Source organism: Candidatus Pelagibacter bacterium nBUS_28 (assembly GCF_051200915.1).
Lineage (GTDB): Bacteria > Pseudomonadota > Alphaproteobacteria > Pelagibacterales > Pelagibacteraceae > Pelagibacter.
Window position 1 is genome coordinate 1,156,945 of record NZ_CP172844.1, and the last position, 25,726, is coordinate 1,182,670.

The window sequence follows — 25,726 nt, forward strand, 5'->3', positions numbered from 1 at the left end:
AATGATAAAATCTAAAACATTTAAAAGACTTTACAAAGATTATACAAGTAAGTTTCTTGGTAAAATTTTATTAGCTGCTGTCTTTTCGGTGTTAGTTGCACTAAGCACTTCTGCAACAGCATGGCTTTTAGATCCAGCAATTGAAAAAATATTTATTAATAAAGATCAAACTTTGATTATTCTTATCCCTGTGGCAATTATTATTGCTTTTAGTGCAAAAGGTATCTCACTTTATTTTGCAAGATTAATAATGATTAATGTATCTGAAGAAGTTAAAAAAATTTTACAAACTGATATGCTTAAATCTTTTATTAAAGCAGATACCGAAACTATAGATAGCAAACACTCTGGCAAATATATTTCAAATTTAAATTTTGATGTAAGTCAAATTACAAGAATGTTGTCTGAAGCATATCTAAGCATCTTTAAAGATGGTCTTACATTAATAGGTTTACTTTTTGTGATGTTTTTCCAAAACTGGAAACTATCTTTAATAGCAATTATTATGATTCCACTTGCATCTCTCACTGCAAAAATTTTAGGAAAAAGAATGAGTAAAATTTCAACCCAAGCACAAGAAAAATCTGGTGATTTAAATAGATACTTAATTGATCTTTTTAAAAATCATAAAATAATTAAAATTTTTCAAAGAGAAGGTTTTGAAGAATATAGATCTGAAAAGTTTGTTAATGATTTAAAAGAAAAATCAGCAAAAATCGCGGCTGTATATATTAGGTCAACACCAATTATGGAAATATTAACAGGTATAATGATTGCTATTTTGATATTTTATTCTGGAAAATTAATTATTAGTGGTGAATTAGCAATTAATAATTTTTTTTCATTTCTTGCTGCTATGATGTTGGCCTACCAACCAGTAAAAACTCTTACAAAAGTTAATGTTGCAATATTCCAAGGATTTGCTGCTGCGGAAAGAATTCTTCCAATTATAGATATTAAAAATGAAATTGATTTAAACATAGATAAAAATCAATTAACTATTTCAAAAGGAGATATAATTTTTCAAAATGTTAATTTTACTTACAAGTCTAATCTACAAAACAGAGTGCTCCAAAACGTTAATGCAAATTTTGCTGGTGGCAAAATGACAGCATTGGTTGGTCACAGTGGATCAGGTAAATCAACATTGCTAAATATGATACCAAGAATATATGCCCCAACAGATGGAGGCATTTTCTTAGATGGTCAAGATATATCAAAATTTAATTTAGCATCTCTAAGAGATCAAATATCGATAGTAGATCAAAACACAACACTATTTGATGATACAGTTTTGAACAATATTAAATACGCTAAACCAGAAGCAACTAATGAAGAGGTTTTTAAAGCAGCTGAAAATTCAATGTGTACTGAATTCATTAATAATTTAGAGAATGGTTATGAAACCATGATTGGTGAGAATGGAGTAAAATTATCTGGTGGAGAAAAACAAAGATTATCAATAGCAAGAGCTTTTCTAAAAAAAAGTAAAATAATTTTACTAGACGAAGCTACTTCATCGTTAGACTCAAAAACTGAAGAAAAGATTCAAAAAGCACTAGATCAATTAGTTATTAACAAAACAACGATTGTAATTGCTCACAGATTATCAACAATTCTTAACTCAGATAATATATATGTTGTTGATAGTGGTAAAATCATTGACTCAGGAAAACATGAGGAACTTTTAATACAATCTAAAGTTTATAAAAATTTCTATGAACGACAAATTAAAGAACATTAATGTATTTTTTTTACAATATAATCACAAATTTGGCTATCATCATATCACCTGCAATCATTTTTTATCGAATATTAAAAGGTAAAGAAGATATAAAAAGAGTTTGGGAAAAATTTTGTATTTATTCTCAAAAAAAAAATAAAAAGAAAATTTGGATACATGCTGCGAGTGTTGGTGAGCTAATGAGTATAGTTCCAATTATACAAAAATTAGAAAAAAATAAAAAAATAAAAAATATTTTACTATCTACATCAACTACTAGTTCAGCAAAAATTTTTAAAAAACAAAGATTAAAAAAAACAACACATGTATATTTTCCATTAGATAATAACTACATAGTAAAAAGATTTATTAAATATTGGAGTCCAGAACTAGCAATTTTTATAGATTCAGAAATATGGCCTAATATGTTTCACAATTTAAAATTAAATAATATTCCAATCATAATTATGAATGCAAGAATTACAGAAAGTAGTTTTGACAAATGGCAGATTTTTCCAAGTTTTGCGAAACAAGTTTTTGCAAATATTTCTTTGGCATTGCCTCAAAACCTTGAAACTTTAAAGTATTTAAAATTTTTAAAAGTTAAAAATATAAAATCAGCAGGTAATTTGAAATATTATGGTCAAAAAAATATTCAAAAAAATGAATTAAAATTATTAAAATATAAATTTAAAAGTTATAAAGTATGGTGTGCTGCCAGCACTCATAATGATGAGGAGGTATTAGTTGGTAAATTACATAAGAAACTTAAAAAGAGAGAGAAAAAGTTAATCACAATTATAATTCCAAGACATGTAAATAGAACTAATGAAATTATAGATACTTTAAATAATCTTGATCTTAATTGCATTACACATTCTTCAAATCAAAAACTTCAAGAAGATACGGATGTATATTTAGTTGATAGCTATGGCGAGTCATCTAAGTTTTATAATTTAACAAATGTATGTTTTGTAGGAGGATCAATAATAAAACATGGTGGTCAAAATCCATTAGAACCTACAAGATTAGGAAATTACATTATTAATGGACCCAATGTTCAAAACTTCAAAGAAATATACACTTTTTTAAATAATCTTAAACTATCATCATCTACATCTAATATTTTAAAAATGGAAAATATAATATTAAAAAAATTAAAAACGAAAGTTCCTGATAAAAATATAAAAAAAATTATTTCGATTGGGAATAATGTTCTTGAAAAAAATTTATTTCATATAAATAAATACTTAATATGAAGCTAATCAAACCTAGATTTTGGAACACAAAAAATTTTATATCGTTTATACTCTACCCTTTATCAGCTATTACTTGTTTAATTAATTTTACAAAAAAATTATCTAATAAAGAAAAATTTCAAATTAAAACTATATGTATTGGTAATATATATGTAGGTGGTACGGGCAAAACCTCTTTAGCGATAGAAATAAATCAATTATTTAAAAAAAAATTTAAGACTGTATTTATAAAAAAAAATTATGAAAATCAGTCAGATGAAATTAACTTATTAAGTAATGCAGGAAAGATTATTTCTGCAGAAAGTAGAGAAAATGCACTTTTATCTGCTGTAAAAAAAAAATACCAACTAGCGATTTTAGATGATGGCTTGCAACAAAAAAATATAAATTATGATTTGAAGATTGCTTGTTTTAATACAGAATACGCAATTGGAAATGAATATATGATTCCTGCAGGACCATTGAGAGAAAATTTAAATGAGATTAAAAATTATGATTTAATTTTTTTAAATGGAGAAAAAAAAAATAGCAAACTTTTATCTAAGTTAAGGTCTATAGATAAAAATATAAAAATATTTCAAGGAAATTATAAACCATTAAATTTAAAAAATTTTGATCTAAGAAAGAAATACCTCATGTTTTGTGGTATTGGAAACCCGCATGAGTTTGAACAAACATTAATTAAATATAAGTTTAATATAAGTAAAAAAATAATATATCCTGACCACTACAAACTTACGAATACTGATCTAGAACAATTAATTGATAAAGCTAAAAAAAAAAATTTAATTTTATTAACAACAGAAAAAGATTTCCTTCGATTAAACAAGTCTCAAAGAAAAAATATAAAATTTTTGAAAATTAAATTAGAAATAAAAGATAAAAAAAATCTAATAAAAATTTTAACATCAAAATTATGAAAAAAATAGTTTACTTCTTAGAGTTCATTTTAATCAAAATTTTATTTACTTTTTTTCAAATGATAGGATATCGGTTTTCATCAAATTTAGGTTTTTTTATTGGACGAATGATCGGTCCAATATTTAGATCAAAAAAAACAATCATTCAAAATTTAGATAAAGCAAATATTAAACACAGTAAAAATTCATCAAAAATAGCTTCTAATGTGCTTGGTAATTATGGAAGAATTTTTGCCGAATACGTCTATTTAAAAAAATTTAGAAACAATGAACTAAAAAAATATGTCTCAGTAGATGGTCTAGAGCATTTAGAAAATTTAAAAAAAAATAATAAAAAAGCTGTATTTATTTCCGGTCATTTTAATAATTTTGAACTTATGGCAATGGAAATAGAAAAAGCAGGAATTGAGCTTGCCACAATCTACAGACCTTTAAATAATATTTTTTTGAACAAAACAATGGAAAAAATTAGAAAAGAAAATATTTGCAAAAATCAAATTAAAAAAGGAAGAGCTGGTAGTCGTGAAATAATTAAAAATGTAATTAAAGGTAAATCAATAGCTTTGATGATAGATCAGCGGGTTAGAGAAGGAGAAAAAGTAAAATTTTTTAACGATTTAGCAACTACCACAACAATACCTGCTCAATTAGTAAAAAAATACAATTGTGAGTTAGTGCCTATTTATATTGAAAGAAAGAATTCAAATTATTTTAAAATTTATATCTCAGAACCAATCAAAATAAGCAAAACAAAGTCGATCTTAGAAATTACTGAATTTCTCAACCAAGTCCTTGAAAAAATGATTTTAAAAAATGTTGACCAGTGGATCTGGACACATGATCGATGGAAAAGTTAATTGTCTTCTTTTTCTCTTTTAATTGAAGACTCAGCATAAGAAAAATAGGCTTCTTGCTTTTCAACATTCCAATAATTCAAACTTTCTAAAGGGATTTTTTTTTTAGAAATAGCACAAATTACATGGTCACCTTCCTCAATAATTTGAAAATTATTTGGCATATATTTTAATTTAGCTAATTTATTTTTCATTTATAAGATATATAGATATTAATATGAAAATTGCAATTATAGGTAGCGGTGGCAGAGAACACGCATTAGCATTAACAATATCTAAATCTTCTTCTGTAAAAGAAATTTTTTGCATTCCTGGAAATGCTGGAACTTCAAAAATTGCAACTAATGTTGATATGGATATTAATGAATTTGATAAAATGTATAAATGTATAAGTGACAATTCTATAGATTTAGTTGTCGTAGGTCCTGAACAACCTTTGGTAAATGGAATTGTGGACTATTTAGAAAAGTTTAACATAAAAGTCTTTGGACCTAACAAAATTGCTTCTCAACTCGAAGGTTCTAAAATTTTTACTAAAAAACTTTGCCAAGAATATAATATACCTACTGCTAACTTTGGTATTTTTGAAAATAGAATTGATGCAAAAAAGTTTTTAAAAAGTGCAAAATATCCAAATGTAATTAAAGCAGATAATTTGGCTGCAGGCAAAGGAGTTTATATTTGTAATAATGAACAAGAAAGTTTCATGGCAGTGGAAGAAATATTTAATGGAAAATTTGGAGAAGCTAAAAATGTTCTTATGGAGGAATTTCTTAAAGGTGAAGAAATGAGCTATTTTATAATTAGCGATGGAAATACTTTTAAAAGCTTTGAAACTGCACAAGACCATAAAAGAGTTCTTGAAGGAGACAATGGTAAAAATACTGGTGGTATGGGTGCTTACTCACCTTCTAGACTTATAAATAAAGATTTAGAGGATAAAATTATTAATAAAATTATTAAACCTACTCTTAAAGGGCTCAAAGACCTTGGGACTGACTATAAAGGTTTTTTATATGCTGGTTTAATGATTGTTGAAAATGAGCCTTATCTAATTGAATACAATGTTCGAATGGGAGATCCTGAGTGCCAAACAATTCTTCCAAAACTAAAAACTGACCTGGTAGAAATACTTGAGGCTTGTTGTGATAAAAAACTTGCAGATATAAACATTGAGTGGACTAATAAAAAAAGCTTATGTGTTGTGTTGTGCTCAAAAGGATATCCAGACACATATCAAAAAAATATCTTAATAAAAAATATTGAAAATTTAAATCCAGAAAAAAATAATTTTATTTTTCATGCTGGAACTAAAAAAGAAAATGATAAAATATATTCTACAGGGGGACGTGTACTAAATTTTATTTCACTCTCAGATGATTTTTTGCAAGCTAGAGGTAAGGTGCATGAATGTATAAAAAAACTAGATTGGAGCGGTGGATTTTATAGAAGAGATATTGGCTTTAAAGTTATTGATTGATGAGAATCATAAGTGGAAAATTTAAGGGAAAAAAATTAATTGAACCTAAAGATAAAGAAACAAGGCCTTTAAAAGATCTTACGAAAGAGTCTATATTTAACATAATCAATCATTCAAATAAGTTTTCAATCGATATAAAAAAAGCACAAGTTTTAGATTTATTTTCTGGTATTGGTTCTTTTGGTATCGAGTGTCTTTCTCAAGGAGCAAGTTATGTGACATTTATAGAGAAATATGAAGCTGTTTTACCAATTTTAAGAAAAAATTTAAATAATTTAAAATCAGAGATTAATTATGAAATTATTGAATTAGATATTTTAAATAGGCTTGCATTCAAAAGTTTAAAACTAACTTATGATATAATATTTTTAGATCCTCCATACAAAGAAAAAGCTATAGAAAATATTCTAGACAAAATAATTGAGAATAGAATACTTAACAATAATGGCATAATAATTATCCATAGACATAAAAAAGAAAAAGATACATTTCCAAAAAATTTTAATTTAGTAGATGAAAAAAAATATGGGATTTCAAGAATTATTTTTGGATCTTGCCCTTAGATTAGAATCTTCTTAGTTTCTTTTTTTATAAGTTCTACAGATGGTTGATCAAATGGATTAATTTTTAAGGTTTTACCAATCAGTATTGTTTCAAGAATAAAAAAACAAAAAAGTTCTCCTAGCGTTTTTTCATCTCTTTTTTTTATTTCAAAACTTCTAAAAGGAATATTTTTCTTTTTAAAAACACATTCTGTAGCTTTTTTTTGAGCATACATAATTTGGTTAATATCCTTATTTTTTAAAAACTTTTGCTCCAATAAAACTCTGTCATTGTTTATTTTAGCTGAATTATTTTCATGCGAGTAAAAAAATGTAAAAAAATTATTCTTAAAACCATCAAGATATAATTGCATCACACTATGATTATCTTTTGGCATAATAGAGATTATAGGGAGTATGCCTTTTTTTTTCTTTCCAAGGCTTTCGGCAACTAATTGCTGGTACCAGTTGAATAGATTGGTTGATTGTTCATCATAATTAATAATAATTGAGTTAAATTTTTTAGCATTTAAAAAATATATTGTAGCTTCAACATTTGAAATTAATGCCTTCATAAATAACTTATTTTTCACTAAATTATTTAGTTGTCTAAATTTTTTATGATTTAGACCCATTAATTCTGCAGGTAACATTCCAACTTCTGATAAAACTGAATATCTTCCACCTATATAATTATTATGATCGACAACTTCAGCTTTTAATTTTTGTGCAAGTAGACTTAAATAACTTTTTTTTTTTCAGTTATAAATAGATTTTTATCTTTCTTTTTTATTAAAATATTGGCATTTACAATCGTTTCAGTTGTATTTCCTGATTTAGAAATAATTAAATTATTAAGATTTTTTTTTGCTTTGTCATTTTTGAAAGTGTTTAAATTATCAATAAATATAAATTTTTTTTTTATTTTTTTTTTTAAAAAATCATAAATTGCTTGAGCTCCAAGGGTGGATCCTCCCATCCCAATAATTCGATAATCAAATTTTTTATTAAAATATTTTATATTTTTTTTACTAAAGCTATCTTTATAAGATTTTGAAAGTGAACTAATTACTTGATTTTTTTCTTTTAAAATTAAATTTAAATTTTTTTTTATAATAGATTTTTTTTTTTTAATTAAAAAATTTTTAAAACTTATATTTTGTGTGAACATTAATTATTTTTGATTTTATCAAGTATTAACTGCTCAAAATTTTTATTTGTTTCAACGTCTTCTAATCTTTCATTATTATTTTTTTCAGTAATTAGTGACTCAATATCGTTAGTTTGAATTTCTTTATCGACTTTTTCATTTGATGGGACGGGTAACTCCTCAAAGCTTGGTGGCATAGAAAGAGGAGACTTTTTTTTAACTAAAAATTCTTCAGAAGAGTTTTTGTTCTGTGGATCAAATGCTTTTTGAACTGAACCACAACTTGAGAGTAAAATAGTACTTATAATTATTAAAAGTGAAATCTTGATATTTTTAATCATCATTTTATTTTTCAATTTTGTTATCTACTAGCTCCAAAACAATCAAGCTAATTACACCCAATGAAATAAATATATCTGATACATTAAAAATAAACCAATGAAAATTTCCAATATGGAAATCTATAAAGTCAGGCACAGCATTAAAAAAAATTCTGTCATGTAAATTGCCTAATGCTCCACCAACAATCATTAATAGCGAATATCTATTAAAACCTTGGCTTTTTAAAGACATTATAATTAATACGATAATGATTATCGCAATTATTAAACTTACAAAATTGTACAGATAAGACTCATTGAATGAAAGCAAACCAAACGCAATCCCTCTATTCCAAATCAATACAATATTTAAATAAGCTGAATTAAAGATATCTGATCCCAGATTATTTTTATCTAATTGGATAACATATATTTTAGACAACCTATCTAAAAAATAGATTGAAGCCACAACTGAAAAATTAAAGTAAAAATTTTTGCTTAAAAATTTAAATATCATTCAGTTTGTTGTGGGCAAATTTTTCTTGAACATGCGTCCTTAGTAATTTTCCAACATACTTGGCATTTTGAACCCTCTGCCTTGGTAGTTTGAACTTTTGTTTCAGAATTTTCCAAATAAGAAACCTCTGCTCTTGAAGTAATACATAGCTCTGAAAAATCTACGTCTTTATAAATATCATTTAGTTTTTTATTTAAATTTATTTTTAAGCTTGCCTCTAAACTTGATCCAATTTCTTTACTAGCTCTTTTTTCCTCAATACTAATATTGCAGACATTCCTAATTTTAATAAGCTCTAACCATTTTTGATTTAGATTTTCATTTTTAAAATTTTTAGGAAACTCTAAAAATTTTGTTAAATGAATGCTTTTATCGTCACTCATTATCAGTCTATATATTTCCTCTGTAGTAAATGATAAAATTGGCGCGAACCATCTTAATAGCGATTTAAGAATTACATTTAATAAAATTATTGTAGATTGTCTTTTTTTAGAGTCTTTAGAGTCACAATACAAAGTATCCTTTCGAATATCAAAATAAAATGCTGATAAATCTACAGTACAAAAATTTAATAACTCTTTGTATAAATTGTGAAAATCATAATTATTAAAATAATTTTTAAAATTTTCATCTAAATAATAAATTTTATGAAGCATAAATTGTTCTAATTCAGGTAGTTCAGATAAACTTATGTTTGCTAAATCAATTTCTTCAAAATTATCATTCAGATTTCCAAGCAAATATCTAAAAGTGTTTCTAATTTTTCTATAAGAGTCGGCATGCTGATCTAGAATTGAGTGATCAATTCTTAAATCTTCTGCATAGTTAGATGAAGCTACCCAAATTCTTAAAATATCAGCACCATATTTTTTTAAAATATCTTCAGGAGCAATTACATTTCCTAGAGATTTCGACATTTTTAATCCTCTTCCATCAACAACAAAACCGTGTGATAAAATTGACTCGAACGGAGCCTTTCCTCTTGTTCCACAAGATTCAAGTAGCGATGAATGAAACCATCCTCTGTGTTGATCTGAACCTTCAAGATACATGGATGCGGGCCATTTTAAATCTTCTCTTTTCTCTAAAACAAACGAGTGTGTAGATCCACTATCAAACCACACTTCAACAATGTCACTTAATTTTTCATAGTCTTCAGATTTATATTTTTCACCTAAAAATCTTTGTGGATCGTCTGAAAACCAGCAATCAGAACCTTCTTTTTCATAAATATTTGCAATATTTTCATTAACCTCATCATCAACTAATATCTCTTTAGTTTTTTTATTTACAAAAATTGGAAGAGGAACTCCCCAAACTCTCTGTCTTGAAACACACCAATCGGGTCTTGTTTCAATCATGGATCTTAATCTTTCCTTTCCTTTGCTAGGATAAAACGTTGTCTCATCAAGAGCCTTTAAAGCTGTCTCTCTTAATTTATGACTCTCCATTGATATAAACCATTGTGGTGTTGCTCTATGAACCAATGGAGCCTTAGATCTCCATGAATGAGGATAAGAATGTGTCAGTTCACCATTAGCCAATAAATTTTTTTGGTCTTGAAGTTTTTCAATAATAATTGGGTTAGCTTTAAAAATATGATTGCCTTCAAATAAATGAACGTTCTTAGTATATTTTCCATCACCATCCACTGTTTCAATAGCTTTAATTCCATGGTTTAAACATAAGTTGAAATCATCAGGTCCATGACTAGGTGCACAATGTACAATACCTGTTCCCTGTTCTGTTGTTACAAATCTTGCTTCAAACATTGGAATATCATATTCATATCCCAAATCAAAAAATGGGTGCTTACAAATTGTATCTTTTAATTCCTTACCTTTAAATTTTTTAATCTCTTTATAATCCTTGATGGAACATTCTTTTATAACAGAGTCTGATAAGGCTTCTGCTATAATAATCTTTCGATTTTTGAAATCACCTTCATCATTTAGTTGTATCAACACATAATCAAGAGCTTCGTTATAAGCTAAAGCTTTGTTTGCTGGTATAGTCCATGGGGTTGTTGTCCAAATAACAATTTCACTACCTTCAAGTTCTTTTAAGTTAGATGATTTTACAGGAAAAGATGTATAAATAGTATCTGATTTATGATCCTGATATTCAACTTCTGCGTCTGCAAGTGCAGTTTTTTCAACCGTAGACCATAAAACTGGTTTGAATCCTCTATATAAACTACCTTCTTTTAAAAATTTTCCTAATTCTCTTACAATTTGAGCTTCTGCATCAAAACTCATTGTAGAATAATAATTTTCCCAGTCGCCTATAACACCCAGTCGTTTAAATTGTCCTTTGTGAACTTCGATCCATTTTTCTGCAAAAGATCTACATTCCTTTCTAAATTCAACTATCGGTACTTCATTTTTATTTTTTTTATTTTTTTTATATTGCTCCTCTATTTTCCACTCGATTGGTAGACCGTGACAATCCCATCCGGGAACATATATTGAGTCTTTACCATCCATTTGATGGAATTTAACTATGATATCTTTTAAAATTTTATTTAGGGCAGTACCCATATGAATATTTCCATTTGCGTACGGGGGACCATCATGTAAAACAAATTTTTCTTTACCTTTGCTAGATTGTCTGAGCTCTTGATATAAATTAATTTTTTTCCAATATTCTAAGATTTCTGGCTCTCTGACTGGTAAATTAGCCTTCATAGAGAAGGCTGTTTTTGGAAGATTGATTTGTGAATTACTCATTATGCTCTCTTTGCTATTTTTAAATCTAATTTAATTTGAGATCTCAACTTATTAATATTTTTAAATTTTTTTTCTTTTCTTATAAATTTTAAAAACTCAACTGATAAGTGCTTATCATAAAGATTTCCAGAAAAATTAAACAAATGAACCTCAAGTAAGATTTTTTTTTGATTAAATGTCGGTCTATAACCTAGATTTGCTATTCCTTTAAGGGTTTTCAAATTATTTTTTCTTAAAACTCTGACTGCATAAACACCTGGTTTAGCTAAAATATAATCTTTAATATCTATGTTACATGTTGGAAAACCAACTTTTTTTCCAACTTGTCTTCCTCTTTGAACAATCCCTTCAATAGACCACTTTTTATTTAATAATTTATTAGCTCTATCTAAGAAACCTTTTTCTAAATAACTTCTAATTAAAGAAGATGAAACTATTTTTTTATTTACTAAAAGAGGCTTTGGTTTAATGACTTGATAATTATACTTTTCTTCATTTTGAATTAAAAATTTTACATCACCCTCTCTTTTATTTCCAAATCTAAAATTATTACTAACAAATATCAATCTTGCTTTTAGTTTATTTGATAAAATATTCTTTATAAAATTGATTGATTTTGTTTTTGAAAAAGTTTTATCAAATTTTTTTGTTACAATAAAATCAACCCCAAGGTTATTTAATAAATTCAATTTTTGATTAATGCTAGATAATCTAAAATTTTGTAAGGATTTATTAAAAAACATTTTTGGCATTGGATCAAAATTAATTACACCAATTTTTAAATTATATTTTTTTTTATATGATTTAGCTAACTTAAATAATTTTTGATGACCTAGATGCACTCCGTCAAAGTTTCCAATTAAAATTATGGATCCTTTAAAATTTTTGCTAATATCGAAATTTTTATATAGTCTTACCATTTTAAATCTGATTGCATAAAGTTTACAATTGACTCGTATTGTTTTGACACTTTTTCTATTCCATAATTTTTAATTTCATTTTTATGTACACCATTAGAAATCAATAAAGAGTCATAATTTAAAAGATTTGCACCTTTAATATCGGTATTAAGGTTGTCTCCAATTGATAAGATCTTTTTATTATTATTGTCTATTGATTGATTATAAACTTCTGGATAAGGTTTACCAAAATAAACAACCTTTCCTCCCATTTTTTCAAATACCATAGCAACCGATCCTGCACACAACTCTCTTTCATTGCCTTTATCAACTATTAAATCTGGATTTGTACAAATCATTTTTTTTTCAATATGATTTTCTAATAAATTTTTATAATAATTTAAATCCTGATCATAATCATCAAATAAGCCGGTACATAAAAGATATTGGCTTTCATTAATATCTTTGGATTTATTGTCTTTAAAGTCATTAAATAAATCAAAATCTCTAGGGGGACCAATATGATAAAATTTTTTTAAAGGATAAAACTTTTTAAGGTAATTAAGCGCTGCCTCACCTGAGGTGAAAACCTTATCTCTAAATTCTTTTTCCATACCCATTTTTTCTAAAAATTCTTTAACTGGCTGGATGGGTCTCGGTGCGTTCGTTAATAAAACAAAATTTTTATCATTCTCCAGTATTTTTTTAAGAGTAAAAATTGCACCTTCATGGAGTTTGATACCATTGTGCATTACTCCCCATAGATCTATATAAAAAAGATCATAATTTTCAGCTATAGACTTTAAACCTCCAGAATCTAAATTTTTAGTCATAATTCTAGGTATAAACCATAAAATCCTTAATTTCCTAAGATTTTCATAACTTATTTTTCATATTAGCTTGAAAAAGCTAGGTCAGTATCTATATGAGGCTCATATTAATAAGGAGAATTTATGAAGTTTAAACCGTTACATGACAGAGTATTAATCGAGGTTCTAGATAGCAGCGAAAAAACTGCTGGTGGAATAATCATCCCAGATACGGCACAAGAAAAACCTCAAGAAGGTAAAGTAGTTGCTGTTGGTGGTGGAGCTAAAACAGAAGATGGAAAATTAATTCCAATGGATGTTAAAGTTGGTGACAAAGTTTTATTTGGCAAATGGTCAGGAACTGAAGTCAAAATTGATGGTAAAGAATACAGCATAATGAAAGAGTCTGACATTATGGGTATTTCAGGTAAATAATTTAATTTAAAGGAGAAAGTAAAATGGCAAAAATAATTAAATTTGACGCTGAAGCAAGAGCGGCAATGATGAGAGGTGTCAATATTTTGGCTGATACTGTTAAAGTTACTTTAGGTCCAAAAGGCAGAAATGTTGTAATGGATAAGTCTTACGGTGCACCTAGAATTACTAAAGATGGTGTTTCTGTTGCTAAAGAAATTGATCTTGAAGATAAGTTTGAAAACATGGGTGCTCAAATGGTAAAAGAAGTTGCTAGCAAAACTAATGAAGAAGCTGGTGATGGCACAACTACTGCAACTATTTTAGCTCAAGCTATTGTTAAAGAAGGTATTAAGTATGTTACTGCTGGCATGAATCCAATGGATGTTAAAAGAGGAATTGATGCAGCTGTAGAAAACGTAAAAGAAAACTTAATTTCTTCTGCTAAAAAAGTTAAAGATAGTGATGAAATTGCTCAAGTTGGAACAATTTCTGCAAATGGTGATAAAGAAATCGGAACAATGATTGCAAAGGCAATGCAAAAAGTTGGGAATGAGGGTGTTATTACTGTTGAAGAAGCAAAAGGAATTGAAACTGAGTTAGATGTTGTTGAGGGTATGCAATTTGATAGAGGGTATCTATCTCCATACTTTATTACTAACAGTGATAAAATGACAACTGAGTTAGACAATCCTTATATCTTATTACATGAAAGTAAATTAACTAACTTACAACCAATGGTACCACTATTAGAAGCTGTTGTACAATCAGGTAGACCTTTAATGATAATCTCTGAAGACGTTGAGGGAGAAGCATTAGCTACGTTGGTTGTAAACAAACTAAGAGGTGGGCTAAAAGTTGTTGCTGTTAAAGCTCCAGGATTTGGTGATAGAAGAAAAGCTATGCTTGAAGATATTGCTATACTAACTGGTGGCCAAGTGATTTCTCAAGACCTAGGAATTAAACTTGAAAATGTTAAACTTGAAGACCTTGGATCTTGTAAAAAGATTAAAGTTGATAAAGATAACAGCACAATTGTTAGTGGTAGCGGTAAAAAATCTGATATCGCAGCAAGATGTGACTCAATTAAAAAACAAGTTGATGAAACAACATCTGATTATGACAGAGAAAAACTTCAAGAAAGACTTGCTAAATTAGCAGGTGGTGTTGCAGTTATCAAAGTTGGTGGCGCTACAGAAGTTGAGGTTAAAGAAAGAAAAGATAGAGTTGAAGATGCTTTAAATGCAACTAGAGCTGCTGTTGAAGAAGGTATTGTAACAGGTGGTGGTTGTGCCCTTTTATACGCTGCTCAAAACCTTGACAAAGTAAAAGCTAAAGGTGATGATCAGAAAGCAGGTGTAGATCTAGTTAGAAAAGCACTTGAAGCTCCTATCCGACAAATTACTAAAAATGCTGGCGTAGATGGTTCGGTAGTTGTTGGTAAATTGTTAGAGCAAAAGAAAACTTCATATGGATATGATGCTCAAAGCGAAGAGTATTGTGATATGTTTGCAAAAGGTATCATTGACCCAGTTAAGGTTGTGAGAACTGCTCTTCAAGATGCTGCTTCTATTTCTGGATTACTTGTAACTACAGAAGCTATGATCGCTGACAAACCAGAAGAAAAAGATGCTGCAGGTGGTATGCCTGGTGGTATGCCTGGTGGTATGGGCGGTATGGGTGGAATGGGTGGAATGGGAATGTAATACGGTTCCCCAACCAGAACACTCTTCGTACAAGAGTTAAACAAATTAGAAACCCTCAGAAAGAAATTTCTGGGGGTTTTTTTTATGATAAGAATTCAAAATGCTAGGAAAAAAAATTAAATTTAAAATCCCAAAAGTACCAAGTAAAAATTTTATAAATGGTAAATTTGTTATTTTAGAACCAGTAAATCCATCAAAACATGGTAAAGATTTATTTGAAACATTTAGTTTAGATAAAAAAGGTTTGTTATGGAATTATATGCCAGATGGACCATTTAAGAATTTAAAACAATTAAGTTATTATATAAAAAATACTGATTGTTTTTTTTATGCTATTTACTCAAAAAGGCATAAAAAATATTGTGGTTTAGCATCTTATCTAAGAATACAACCCAGAGCAGGTTCAATAGAGGTTGGTTATATAACTTATTCTCCAATTTTAAAAAAAACTGTTGAAGCAACTGAAACTATGTATCTGATGATGAAAAATGTTTTTGATACACTTAAATATAGAAGATACGAATGGAAATGTAATAATGGAAATGAAAAATCAAAAAATGCTGCTTTAAGATTAGGATTTAAATTTGAGGGAGTTTTTAGACAAGCAGCAGTAGTTAAAGGCAGAAATAGAGATACTGCTTGGTTTTCAGTTATAGATAAAGAATGGAAGAAATTAAAAAAAGGTTATTTGAGATATTTTTCCAATAAAAATTTAGATAAAAATTTTAAGCAAAAAAGAAGTTTAAAATTTAATTAAGGGTAATTTTTTATTAGTTTAATTGAAGCCAATTATGCTTATATATTTTCTTTCCCAAATATTTAGCTCCATCAAGAGTATAATGGTGTGAGTCATAATTAATTTTATTATAATTATTAGTTAGAACCTCACATCTTTTATTAATATCATCACATTGATAAAATGATTTATCTAACAACTTAAGATTATAAGTTTTTGATAAATCTTGTAATCTGATATTATTTTGATGATATACTTTGTTTTTTTCTAAAAATGAAAAGTATTTTTTTTCTAAGTTGATTAATTCATTTTTATTAGGTTTTCTTTTTTTATTTAATAAAAAAAAATCAAGATCTGTAAACCTGCTTCCATAAAGATTAAATACTGGATTATTAGTAGTTAAGATTATCTTTTTATTAGTTTTTTTCAAAATTGATTTAATTGTTTTTTCTACCTCTTCAAGTTCAGATTCTGTATAGTTGAATGAAAAAATTATAATATTCGATTTCTTAATTAACAGCATCTCTTTATTAATTTTACTCTCATCATTCATAATTTTTTTAAACTTGTTTATTCTCACTGGTACAAATCTAAAGTTAGAGTATAAATCAGGATTTGTCTGAAACATTAAAGCAAAATTAGAGGCATGAGAATCTCCAATAATAGTAATTATTTCTTTTTGATCATTAGTAATTTTCTTATTTACATTTATTTTTTGCCAATTAGATATTTCCTCAACATAATATTGAAAATCTAAATTCATGTTGTCTACTATTGATTTTTTAGGGAAACCTTTTTGATTAATTATAAAAATACATATTAAACAAATTAAGAATGTAGATAAAAATAAAATATTTGAAATTCTACTAAATTTAAATTGTGAGTTTCTAAAATTTTTTTCTACAAAGAAGTAACTCATGCAAGAAATAATGAATAAACTTAATATAATTAATATTTCTATATATAAAGACCCTTTTGCGAATGAATATTTATAAAAAGCAAATATAGGATAATGCCAAAGATATAAAGAGTAAGAAATTAAACCAATTCCTACAAATAATTTTGTTGAAAGTATTTTTGTAATCAATTCATCTTTATGAGAAAACCATATAATTAAACAAGCTCCTATGATTGGGAATAAAGTATAAATTGAAGGGTGAAGTGTTTCATCATTAAAAAATAGAACATAATGACTAATTAATAAAAGCCCAACTGTTGGTAATATTAAGTTTAGAGTTTTATGTTGACCCCTATGTCCTTTTGTAATCTCAAAATATGCTAAAATTGAACCTGCTAAAAGTTCCCACATTCTTGTATGAAGAAAATAAAAAGAGACAGATGGATAATTTCTACTCGTCCACTCCGCTAAACCTAAACTAATTATAAATCCTAAAATTAAAATATGAATTAAAAATTTTCTAAAATATTTAAATACAATTAATAAAACTATCGGGAACAAAATATAATATTGTTCTTCAACAGATAATGACCAAGTGTGAAGAAATGGTTTTAACAAACTACTCTCGGCACCATATTCTTGACCTGAATAATTAAAATAAAAGTTGGAACTAAATCCAAGTGAATAAAGAATAGATTTTGAAAAATCAATAAAGCTACTTGGCATCAGATAAATCCAAGCAAGTGGAAAGGATACCAACATTACAAATAATAGTGCTGGTAAAATTCGTCTTATTCGTCTTTCATAAAAATGTTTGAATGAAAATGAGCCCGTGATGATTAATTCTTTTAAAATAATAGAAGTTATTAAATAGCCAGAAATTACAAAAAAAATATCAACTCCAATAAACCCTCCTCTAAAAGGTTCAAGATCCATAATGTTTATTTGAGCATGATAAAGAATAACAACACCAACTGCTATTGATCTAAGACCATCTATTTCTGGTCGGTATGAAAGTTTCATTTAATATTTATTTACCACAGAAAAAACTAAAAAAAAATTAAACATTATGAATACTCCATTATCGTTCTGTATCACAAGTATTATATCTACCCATTTAATAATTAAATATAAAAGTACTTTCTTATTTAAGCATACTTATAATTTAAATAGGGTATTCTTATCTACATATTATCTTATTGATAAAATATTTTAAAAATATTTGAAATTATATTTAAATAACTGATATAATTTTTATATGTCAAAAAGATATAGCGGAAAATCATTTAAGGATTCTAGTATTAGTAAAAAACCAAAATTGAGTCTGAAAGAAAAAAGGAAGCAAAAAAAAGAAAAAAATAAAAAATCTTAAGATTAAGTTCTTTTTTTACTATGTTTTTTAAAGCTAAAGTTTTTAGGTCTGCTCTTTCTACTTTTAAATTTTTTTTTACCTTTAAATCCAAAGCTTTTTTTTTCTGTATCAGCAGATGAGTTTTCTGAAGATTTTTTTCCAAAATACTTTGGGTTATTTGTAAATGCAGAGGGTTTTGTTTTATTTTTTTTTGTAAAACTTGAAGATCGATCTTGTCTACTTTTTCCATAAGATCTTTTTTCTCCATCTCTTGAAGGTCTATCCGATCTATCTTTACCAAAAAATTTCGGTTTATCTCTCAAACTTGAAGATCGATCTTGTCTACTTTTTCCATAAGATCTTTTTTCTCCATCTCTTGAAGGTCTATCCGATCTATCTTTACCAAAAAATTTCGGTTTATCTCTCAAACTTGAAGATCGATCTTGTCTACTTTTTCCATAAGATCTTTTTTCTCCATCTCTTGAAGGTCTATCCGATCTATCTTTACCAAAAAATTTCGGTTTATCTCTCAAACTTGAAGATCGATCTTGTCTACTTTTTCCATGAGATCTTTTTTCATATCTTGCTTTACTTTTTTTATTATTTGGTGTCTTGCCTTTTCTTTTATTTTTTGAGTCCCTTCTTAATCCACTTGGTAATGACTTAAAGTTAGGATCTATTAATTTGTTTATTGAATTCCACATTGATCGATCATCTGGTGTTAAAAAAGTTAATGCCGATCCATCTGAGCCAGCTCTTGCAGTTCTTCCAATTCTATGAACATAATCTTCTGGAACTTGAGGAAGATCGTAATTAATTACATGTTGAATCAATGGGATATCAAGGCCTCTCGCAGCAACATCCGTTGCTATTAAAATTCTTTTTAATCCTTTTCTAAATGAATTAATAACACGATCTCTTTTGCTTTGACGTAAATCTCCATGAATTGCATCTGCAGAATGACCTTCTTCCTTCAGTTTTTTAACCATTTTATCAGCACCTCTTTTAGTCTTAACAAAAACTAAAATAGAACCCTTTCTGGCTAAAAATTGATCAATTAATTCATCGTATTTATTTTCTTTAAAAACTTGAAGAGTTTCTTGTTTTATCTTTGCAATTGGAACAGATGTGGCTCCTGTGGAAATTCTTTCAGGTTTATTTAAATATCTATCTGAAATTCTTAAAATATTTTTAGGTAAAGTTGCTGAAAATAATAAAGTTTGATGATCTTTTGGAACAAATTTTAAAATCATTTCAATTTGAGGAGTAAACCCCATATCTAACATTCTATCAGTTTCATCTAAAACTAAATACTTTGTGGCTGATAAATTTAAACTTTTTCTTTTTAAATGATCATTAATTCTGCCAGGTGTTCCAACTATTATTCTAGATCTATTACCTAGTTGTCTAAGCTGTTTTTGCATCGATTCTCCACCTATAAGTAAAGCTGATTTAATATTTATTTTATCACTTATAATACTTTTAATTGCCTCCATTACTTGAGTGGCCAGTTCTCTAGTAGGACACATGACTAGGGCAAAAGCATTTTTATCTAAAATCAACTTATTGATTAAAGGAATGCTGAAGGCTAAAGTTTTCCCCGTTCCTGTTTGCGCTGTACCTAAAATATCTTTTCCTTCCAAAGCAGCCGGTATTGCCATTCCTTGGATGGGTGTAGGTTTTGTAAAATTCATTTTCTGTAATGAATTTTTTAATGAATCTTCTATTTTAAGTAATTTAAAATTTTCCATTTAATGATTTAGAAGTTTTGATCTTGATTCTATGTTGCTTCTAATTTTATTGCGATATCTATATGTTTTTAAAACAATCACAAGAAATGAATTCTTCATTAAAGTATATTTGCCAAGTAATTACTGACTTTTTTTAAGTTTTCAAATCAAAGAATTAATGTATAAGAGCCACAATTTATGAGCAATAACATCAGAAACATCACTATCATTGCACACGTTGACCATGGCAAAACAACTATGATTGACAATCTTATGAAACAAAGTGGTTCATTTAGAGATAATGAAGTTGTTGATGAAAGATTAATGGATTCTGGTGAGCTAGAAAAAGAAAGAGGAATTACTATTCTAGCTAAACCCGCATCAATAAATTGGCAAGATACAAGAGTAAATATTATAGATACACCTGGACACAGAGATTTTGCTGCAGAAGTGGAGCGTGTATTAAGTATGGCAGATGGCGCATTACTTCTAATTGATTCTGCAGAAGGTGTAATGCCTCAGACAAAATTTGTATTAGCCAAGGCACTTAAACAAGGTTTAAAACCAATCGTAGTAATTAATAAATTAGATAAAGCAGATCAAAGAGCTAATGAAGTATTAGATGAAACTTTTGATTTGTTTGTAAGCTTAGATGCAAATGAAGAACAATTAGATTTTCCAGTTTTATATGCAAGTGGAAGATCAGGTTGGGCAAGCAAAGAAGTTGATGGTCCAAGAGAAAATCTTCACCCACTTTTAGATTTAATAATTGAACATGTTAAGCCAGCTGAATTAGATAAAACAAAACCTTTCGCTATGTTATCTACACTTTTATATGCAGATAGTTTTTTAGGAAGAAGTTTGGTTGGTAGAATTTCTCAAGGAACTGCAAAAGCCAATCAACCTATTAAAGCAATAAATCTTAATGGTGAAAAAGTAGACGAAGGTAAATTAACGAAAATTTTTAGATATGAAGGAACAAAAAAAGTTCCAATCGAAATAGGTGAAGCAGGAGATATCGTTGTAATTGCAGGATTAGAAAAAGCTAATGTTGCTGACACTATTTGTGATCCAGAATTAAATGAGCCAATTCCAGCAACACCCATAGATCCTCCTACCATGTCTATTACAATAAGTGTTAACAGTTCACCTCTAGCAGGAACTGAGGGGAAAAAATTAACGAGTACTCAAATTAGAGATAGATTGTTTTCAGAAGCTCAAAATAATGTTGGTATTACTTTTTCTCAAAATGCAAACGTAGACTCTTTTGTGATTAGTGGTCGAGGAGAATTAATGCTTGAAATTTTACTTACACAAATGAGACGAGAAGGTTTTGAAATGACAGTCAGTCCTCCAAAAGTATTATTTCAAAAAGATGAGGCAGGAAATAAACTAGAACCTATTGAAGAAATAACTGTTGATTTGGACGAAGAGTTTTCTTCAAAAATAATTGATTCTATGAACAGAAGAAAAGGTAAACTTTTAGATTTAAAAGATACTGGTAAAGATAAAAAAAGATTAGTTTTCCACGCACCAACGAGAGGCTTAATGGGATATACAAGTAGATTTTTGACTTTAACAAAGGGTACTGGAGTAATTAATAGAATTTTTCATGGATATGGAAAGTTTGAAGGTGAAATGGATGGAAGAAAAAATGGAGCACTAATTTCAATGTCGACAGGGAAAGCGGTAGCATTTGCAATATTTAATCTTCAAGCAAGAGGAGAAATGTTTGTAACTCATAATGATCCTGTTTATGAAGGAATGATAGTTGGTTTGACTCCAAAACCTGGTGACATGATAATAAATGTTATGAAAGGTAAACAATTAACTAACATGAGAACTCAAGGTACAGATGAAAATGTTGTACTAACTCCAGTAAGACAAATGTCTATTGCCGAGCAATTAAGTATGTTGAATACAGATGAAGCTCTTGAAATTACACCAAAATCTCTAAGATTAAGAAAAGCTATTCTCAACCCTCATGATAGAAAAAGAAGCGAAAAGTCTGGAACAGCTGCTTAATTAAATAATTTATTAACTAAAAATAATCCTAAAGCTACGCAAGGTCCGATTCCAAAAGCAAACAAAAAAGTTCCAATACCAACTGTACCACCTAAATACCAACCAATTGACATTACTGAAATTTCAAGAACCCCTCTTACAGCAGCAATAGGTAAATTTGTTATTTTTTGAAGACCGATCATCAAACCATCTCTTGGGCCTGCTCCTAAATTTGCAACTAAATAAATTCCCCCTCCTATTCCTACAGTCAACACTGCAAATACCACAAGTAATATTTGGGATATATAATTTTCTGGAGTTGGAACATATCTAATGCACACATCTATCATTACTCCAATAATTAAAGCATTTAAAATAGTACCAATTCCTGGTTTTTGTTTTAATGGAAACCAAAATAATAAAACGATGAAACTTATAAAGATTGTTATGACACCAATAGAAAAACCTATATTCAAATACAAACCTTGAGCCAATACACTCCATGGAGATGCACCTGAAGCAGAAACAATTAATAAACCCTCACCCAGACCAAACAAGGTTAACCCAAAACAAAGAAAAAAAAACGTAGATATCTTTGGTTTTAAATTAAGTGGTTTATCTGAGCTCCAAGATACGTTTGGAATATTTTTAATTTTTAAAAACATTATTTAATAAATTACTTCTTTTAAATTTAAAGTCTATTAAAGTAGATATCTTATGAAAAAATTTTTATTCTTTATATTTTTATTAACTTATTCATTCAATACTAGTGCTCATATGGCTCACTATAATAAGTTTAATAAAATAGAGATGGAAATTTTAAGAGATGGTGAAGTTATTGGTTATAATTATTATTTTTTTAAAAGAGACGCAGACAATACAACTGTCACAAATCAATTAAAATTTACTGTAAAAATATTTGGAGCAACAATTTTTGAAGTTGAAAGTTATGGTGAGGAGAAATATACTAAAGATAAGTTAATTTCTTACAATTCAAAGACCCAACAAAATAAAAAAGATAAATACGTTCGACTAAAGCTAAATGAAGAAAAAAATGAATATGATATTAAAGGATCATCTTACACAGGAAGCGCATCAATCGAAAATGTGATTGGAAATTGGTGGAGTCATAAAATTCTTCAAACAAGCTCTCAAATAAGTCCAATTTCTGGAAGTATTAAAGAACAAGTAGTTACTTTTATTGGAAAAGAAAAAATTGAATTATACGGGAAAAAATATGAGGTGGAGCATTTTAAATTAAAATCAAAAGACATGTCTATTCCTAAAGACAAAAGATTAAATTTTGATATTTGGTTTGATAAAAAAAATGCCTTAATTCTTAAAGTAGCCTATTCTCGAATAGGAAACTGGGAATATAAAGTTAAAAAATTTGAATAAATTTATTTTATAATTTTTTTGTAAAGATCATTGGCACTTATCCAACCAGCCTCGAGTCTTGGTCCAACAAACCAATCTGCGCACGCTCCTAAATTTAATGAAGAGTTCCAATAACTTTTTATCTTTAACGAATTTGAATTTGATGAATATTTCCAGCCATGATTAAGAGAAAATAATATTTTAGTTTTTTTAATTCCTGTAAGCTTAAAGAAATGTTCAATAAGAGTTTTAGAATTAATATCTTTATTTTCTCTATTTTGTTTAATCATCTTATTTGCCCAATTATAGGTACTTTGCAAAGTCCATAAATCTTGGTTACTTTTAAACCTTTTTTTACTATTTTCTTTTGCAGCCCAACCTAAAATTTTATCGTCAAATAAATAGCTACTCACATTATTGTTTGTTTTTTTTATTGAAAACATAACTGTAATATTGGCATCCATCTTTACTTTTTTCTTTATGAATGGAGCTTTTATAAATTTTTTTGATAACTTTGATAATTGAGCAAATGGACAAGTTAGAATTAATTTTTCATAAATCTTTTTATTTCCGTCAGAAAAAGTAAGAACCCATTTTTTTTCTTTATAGTCAATTTTTTTTAATTCTGTTTGAAAATAACATTTGATATTTTTTAAAAGGTATTTGCTAATATCATTGTTCCCTTTTCTACCTATAATCTTTGAATGATTTTTATTTTGCTTTTTAGCTTTATTTAGAAATAAATGGTTGCCATCCCATTTTTTTAGTATTTTTTTTTTATTAAAGTATTAACAAACTTTTTAAAAGCTATACTTTTAGGTGAAATATATTGTGTTCCATGGTCAAATCCTTTGGCTTTATCTAATCTTTTAAAAGAAGACCTTCCACCTGGTCCTCTTGCTTTATCAAATAAATCAACCGAATATTTTTTGCTTAAAAGATTTGCAATGGTTGCTCCCGAGATTCCTGAACCAATTACACAGTATCTACTCATTTACCAGCGACGGTCATGTCATCAATCATCATGGTAGGTGAATTAACTGAGTATTTGAATTCTAGATCATTCGCTAGTGTAATGTTTTTAAACATTTCATTAAAATTTCCAGCTATTGTTATTTCGTTTACTGGATATTTAAATTCCCCATTTTCAACTAAAAAACCAGTGGCACCCACTGAATAATCACCTGTTACAAGATTTGCTCCGTGACCTATTGTTTCAGTAATATATAAAATCCTAGAATGACTTTTTAGCAAATCATCATAATTTATATTTCCATTTTCAAAATAAAGATTGGTGCTTCCACCACTTCTTCCATTTGATTTTAAGTTTAATTTTTTTCCATTGTAGGTATCCACTAAATAATTATTCAAAATTCCATTGCCTACTAATTGTAATGTATCTGTTTTAACTCCTTCAGAGTCAAAACACTTTGAGCCCATACCTTTAATTAGATCAGGTTTATCGATAATATTAATTGAATTTGAAAAAATTTGTTGGTTTAATTTATCTTTAAGGAACGATGTTCCTCTTGCAATAGATGATGCTGAAATTGCACCCGCGAAAGAGCCTAGAAATCCATTTGAAATTCTTTTATCAAAAATAATACTTAATTTATCACTACCAATTTTTTTAGGATTAAGTTTTTTTACAGTTTGCTCAGCTGCAATTTTTCCAAGTTCAGAAGGATTGGAAATATCATTTAAATGACATTTACTTGTAAATTCATAGTCTCTTTCCATACTATTTTCGTTTTTTGCAACAGTAACACAGGAAGCTGTAAATGAAGACGATTTGTACCCATTACAAAAACCATCACTATTAGCTAGGATAAAGTTTGATTTATTTTCTGTAAAACCTGACTCTGTATTTATAATTTTTTTATCAATTGAAGCTGTTTCTTCTAGCTCTTTTAAATAATCTATCTTTTTATCATTTTCTATATGAGACTGATCATACAAGTTTAGATCTTTAATATTGTTTGCTAACAAATCTTTATCTGGAAGAGAATTAAATTCATCATCAGGAGTAATTTTTGTAGTTTCAAAACATTTTTCAATTAATGATTTTAAATTTTCATCTAATAAATTTGAGGATGTTATTGATGATTTTTTTTTACCTAAATAAGTCTCAATACTTATTGCTAAACTATCAGATCTATTAGACTCATCTAAAACTTTATTTCTAAAACTTACTGTCTCAGAAATTGAATTTCCAACAGTTACGCTTACATCTGTCGCCCCAAGTTTTTTGGCAAGATCTAAGCAATAGGATGCCTTTGACTTTAAATACTCTTCATCTTTAATCATG

General features: G+C 27.7%; 25 protein-coding genes. 11 read left to right on the forward strand and 14 right to left on the reverse strand.

Annotated features, from left to right (window positions below):
* Position 1: 1 nt before the first annotated feature.
* From ACIJYC_RS06175 to ACIJYC_RS06190, 4 genes are read left to right on the forward strand one after another with little or no spacing between them, the layout of a single operon-like run.
* Positions 2 to 1,744 (forward strand): ABC transporter ATP-binding protein, encoded by a 1,743-nt coding sequence (locus ACIJYC_RS06175; RefSeq protein ID WP_435165673.1) that lies wholly within the window; start codon positions 2 to 4, stop codon positions 1,742 to 1,744.
* Positions 1,744 to 2,982: a 3-deoxy-D-manno-octulosonic acid transferase gene (locus ACIJYC_RS06180; protein WP_435165676.1), complete on the forward strand. Its 1,239-nt coding sequence runs from the start codon at positions 1,744 to 1,746 to the stop codon at positions 2,980 to 2,982. Before ACIJYC_RS06175 ends, ACIJYC_RS06180 begins: the two co-directional genes overlap by 1 nt.
* Positions 2,979 to 3,902 carry a tetraacyldisaccharide 4'-kinase gene (lpxK, locus tag ACIJYC_RS06185; protein WP_435165679.1) on the forward strand — a complete coding sequence of 308 codons (924 nt, stop codon included), beginning with the start codon at positions 2,979 to 2,981 and terminating at the stop codon, positions 3,900 to 3,902. The genes ACIJYC_RS06180 and lpxK overlap by 4 nt, the downstream gene beginning before the upstream one ends.
* Positions 3,899 to 4,759 carry a lysophospholipid acyltransferase family protein gene (locus tag ACIJYC_RS06190; RefSeq protein ID WP_435165682.1) on the forward strand — a complete coding sequence of 287 codons (861 nt, stop codon included), beginning with the start codon at positions 3,899 to 3,901 and terminating at the stop codon, positions 4,757 to 4,759. The genes lpxK and ACIJYC_RS06190 overlap by 4 nt, the downstream gene beginning before the upstream one ends.
* Here the strand turns inward: ACIJYC_RS06190 and ACIJYC_RS06195 are convergent.
* Positions 4,756 to 4,950 carry a DUF2093 domain-containing protein gene (locus ACIJYC_RS06195; RefSeq protein WP_435165685.1) on the reverse strand — a complete coding sequence of 65 codons (195 nt, stop codon included), beginning with the start codon at positions 4,948 to 4,950 and terminating at the stop codon, positions 4,756 to 4,758. The genes ACIJYC_RS06190 and ACIJYC_RS06195 overlap by 4 nt on opposite strands.
* 23 nt (positions 4,951 to 4,973) lie before the next feature.
* Here ACIJYC_RS06195 and purD point away from each other — a divergent pair, with 23 nt between their 5' ends.
* Positions 4,974 to 6,236 carry a phosphoribosylamine--glycine ligase gene (gene purD / locus ACIJYC_RS06200; protein WP_435165687.1) on the forward strand — a complete coding sequence of 421 codons (1,263 nt, stop codon included), beginning with the start codon at positions 4,974 to 4,976 and terminating at the stop codon, positions 6,234 to 6,236.
* Entirely contained in the window at positions 6,236 to 6,799 is a 564-nt protein-coding gene (gene rsmD, locus ACIJYC_RS06205; protein WP_435165690.1) for a 16S rRNA (guanine(966)-N(2))-methyltransferase RsmD, read from the forward strand. Before purD ends, rsmD begins: the two co-directional genes overlap by 1 nt.
* On the opposite strand, the gene ACIJYC_RS06210 is transcribed toward rsmD, so the two are convergent.
* The 7 genes from ACIJYC_RS06210 to ACIJYC_RS06240 form a co-directional block, all read right to left on the reverse strand.
* Positions 6,796 to 7,431 carry a hypothetical protein gene (locus ACIJYC_RS06210; RefSeq protein ID WP_435165693.1) on the reverse strand — a complete coding sequence of 212 codons (636 nt, stop codon included), beginning with the start codon at positions 7,429 to 7,431 and terminating at the stop codon, positions 6,796 to 6,798. The genes rsmD and ACIJYC_RS06210 overlap by 4 nt on opposite strands.
* A gap of 86 nt (positions 7,432 to 7,517) precedes the next feature.
* Positions 7,518 to 7,949 carry a hypothetical protein gene (locus tag ACIJYC_RS06215; RefSeq protein WP_435165696.1) on the reverse strand — a complete coding sequence of 144 codons (432 nt, stop codon included), beginning with the start codon at positions 7,947 to 7,949 and terminating at the stop codon, positions 7,518 to 7,520.
* The gene (locus ACIJYC_RS06220) at positions 7,949 to 8,284 is read right to left on the reverse strand and encodes a DUF3035 domain-containing protein (RefSeq protein ID WP_435165698.1); all 336 of its coding nucleotides are present in this window, start codon (positions 8,282 to 8,284) and stop codon (positions 7,949 to 7,951) included. The genes ACIJYC_RS06215 and ACIJYC_RS06220 overlap by 1 nt, the downstream gene beginning before the upstream one ends.
* On the reverse strand, positions 8,274 to 8,765 hold the full coding sequence (gene lspA, locus ACIJYC_RS06225) for a signal peptidase II (protein ID WP_435165701.1): 492 nt from the start codon (positions 8,763 to 8,765) through the stop codon (positions 8,274 to 8,276). The genes ACIJYC_RS06220 and lspA overlap by 11 nt, the downstream gene beginning before the upstream one ends.
* Positions 8,762 to 11,494, reverse strand: coding sequence for an isoleucine--tRNA ligase (gene ileS / locus ACIJYC_RS06230; RefSeq protein WP_435165704.1), 2,733 nt, complete (start codon positions 11,492 to 11,494; stop codon positions 8,762 to 8,764). The genes lspA and ileS overlap by 4 nt, the downstream gene beginning before the upstream one ends.
* Positions 11,494 to 12,414, reverse strand: a complete 921-nt coding sequence (locus ACIJYC_RS06235; RefSeq protein WP_435165706.1) for a bifunctional riboflavin kinase/FAD synthetase — start codon at positions 12,412 to 12,414, stop codon at positions 11,494 to 11,496. Before ACIJYC_RS06235 ends, ileS begins: the two co-directional genes overlap by 1 nt.
* Positions 12,408 to 13,226: a TIGR01459 family HAD-type hydrolase gene (locus ACIJYC_RS06240; protein WP_435165709.1), complete on the reverse strand. Its 819-nt coding sequence runs from the start codon at positions 13,224 to 13,226 to the stop codon at positions 12,408 to 12,410. The genes ACIJYC_RS06235 and ACIJYC_RS06240 overlap by 7 nt, the downstream gene beginning before the upstream one ends.
* A gap of 120 nt (positions 13,227 to 13,346) precedes the next feature.
* Here ACIJYC_RS06240 and groES point away from each other — a divergent pair, with 120 nt between their 5' ends.
* The 3 genes from groES to ACIJYC_RS06255 all read left to right on the forward strand — a co-directional run bounded on the left by groES (position 13,347) and on the right by ACIJYC_RS06255 (position 16,079).
* Positions 13,347 to 13,637 (forward strand): co-chaperone GroES, encoded by a 291-nt coding sequence (gene groES / locus ACIJYC_RS06245; RefSeq protein ID WP_008546060.1) that lies wholly within the window; start codon positions 13,347 to 13,349, stop codon positions 13,635 to 13,637.
* A gap of 23 nt (positions 13,638 to 13,660) precedes the next feature.
* Positions 13,661 to 15,322 carry a chaperonin GroEL gene (groL, locus tag ACIJYC_RS06250; protein WP_435165712.1) on the forward strand — a complete coding sequence of 554 codons (1,662 nt, stop codon included), beginning with the start codon at positions 13,661 to 13,663 and terminating at the stop codon, positions 15,320 to 15,322.
* A gap of 100 nt (positions 15,323 to 15,422) precedes the next feature.
* The gene (locus ACIJYC_RS06255) at positions 15,423 to 16,079 is read left to right on the forward strand and encodes a GNAT family N-acetyltransferase (protein ID WP_435165714.1); all 657 of its coding nucleotides are present in this window, start codon (positions 15,423 to 15,425) and stop codon (positions 16,077 to 16,079) included.
* A 13-nt stretch (positions 16,080 to 16,092) separates the two neighbouring features.
* Here the strand turns inward: ACIJYC_RS06255 and ACIJYC_RS06260 are convergent, their stop codons facing one another.
* Both ACIJYC_RS06260 and ACIJYC_RS06265 read right to left on the reverse strand, forming a co-directional pair.
* The gene (locus tag ACIJYC_RS06260) at positions 16,093 to 17,979 is read right to left on the reverse strand and encodes an acyltransferase family protein (protein WP_435165717.1); all 1,887 of its coding nucleotides are present in this window, start codon (positions 17,977 to 17,979) and stop codon (positions 16,093 to 16,095) included.
* 351 nt (positions 17,980 to 18,330) lie between these two features.
* Complete coding sequence (locus tag ACIJYC_RS06265) at positions 18,331 to 20,058, reverse strand: DEAD/DEAH box helicase (RefSeq protein ID WP_435165720.1); 1,728 nt, start codon at positions 20,056 to 20,058, stop codon at positions 18,331 to 18,333.
* Positions 20,059 to 20,235: 177 nt separating this feature from the next.
* Between ACIJYC_RS06265 and typA the strand changes: the two genes are divergently transcribed.
* A complete protein-coding gene (typA, locus tag ACIJYC_RS06270) occupies positions 20,236 to 22,062 on the forward strand; it encodes a translational GTPase TypA (protein WP_435165723.1) in 1,827 nt (608 codons plus the stop codon).
* Here the strand turns inward: typA and ACIJYC_RS06275 are convergent.
* On the reverse strand, positions 22,059 to 22,706 hold the full coding sequence (locus tag ACIJYC_RS06275) for a YczE/YyaS/YitT family protein (protein WP_435165726.1): 648 nt from the start codon (positions 22,704 to 22,706) through the stop codon (positions 22,059 to 22,061). The two genes, typA and ACIJYC_RS06275, sit on opposite strands and share 4 nt — an antisense overlap.
* Before the next feature lie 52 nt (positions 22,707 to 22,758).
* Between ACIJYC_RS06275 and ACIJYC_RS06280 the strand changes: the two genes are divergently transcribed.
* A complete protein-coding gene (locus ACIJYC_RS06280; RefSeq protein WP_435165729.1) occupies positions 22,759 to 23,439 on the forward strand; it encodes a DUF6134 family protein in 681 nt (226 codons plus the stop codon).
* Positions 23,440 to 23,441: 2 nt separating this feature from the next.
* Here the strand turns inward: ACIJYC_RS06280 and ACIJYC_RS06285 are convergent, their stop codons facing one another.
* The 3 genes from ACIJYC_RS06285 to ACIJYC_RS06295 form a co-directional block, all read right to left on the reverse strand.
* Positions 23,442 to 23,882: a hypothetical protein gene (locus ACIJYC_RS06285; protein WP_435165732.1), complete on the reverse strand. Its 441-nt coding sequence runs from the start codon at positions 23,880 to 23,882 to the stop codon at positions 23,442 to 23,444.
* 299 nt (positions 23,883 to 24,181) lie between these two features.
* A complete protein-coding gene (locus ACIJYC_RS06290) occupies positions 24,182 to 24,412 on the reverse strand; it encodes an NAD(P)-binding protein (RefSeq protein ID WP_435165735.1) in 231 nt (76 codons plus the stop codon).
* A complete protein-coding gene (locus ACIJYC_RS06295; RefSeq protein ID WP_435165738.1) occupies positions 24,409 to 25,725 on the reverse strand; it encodes a TldD/PmbA family protein in 1,317 nt (438 codons plus the stop codon). The genes ACIJYC_RS06290 and ACIJYC_RS06295 overlap by 4 nt, the downstream gene beginning before the upstream one ends.
* Position 25,726 lies beyond the last annotated feature (1 nt).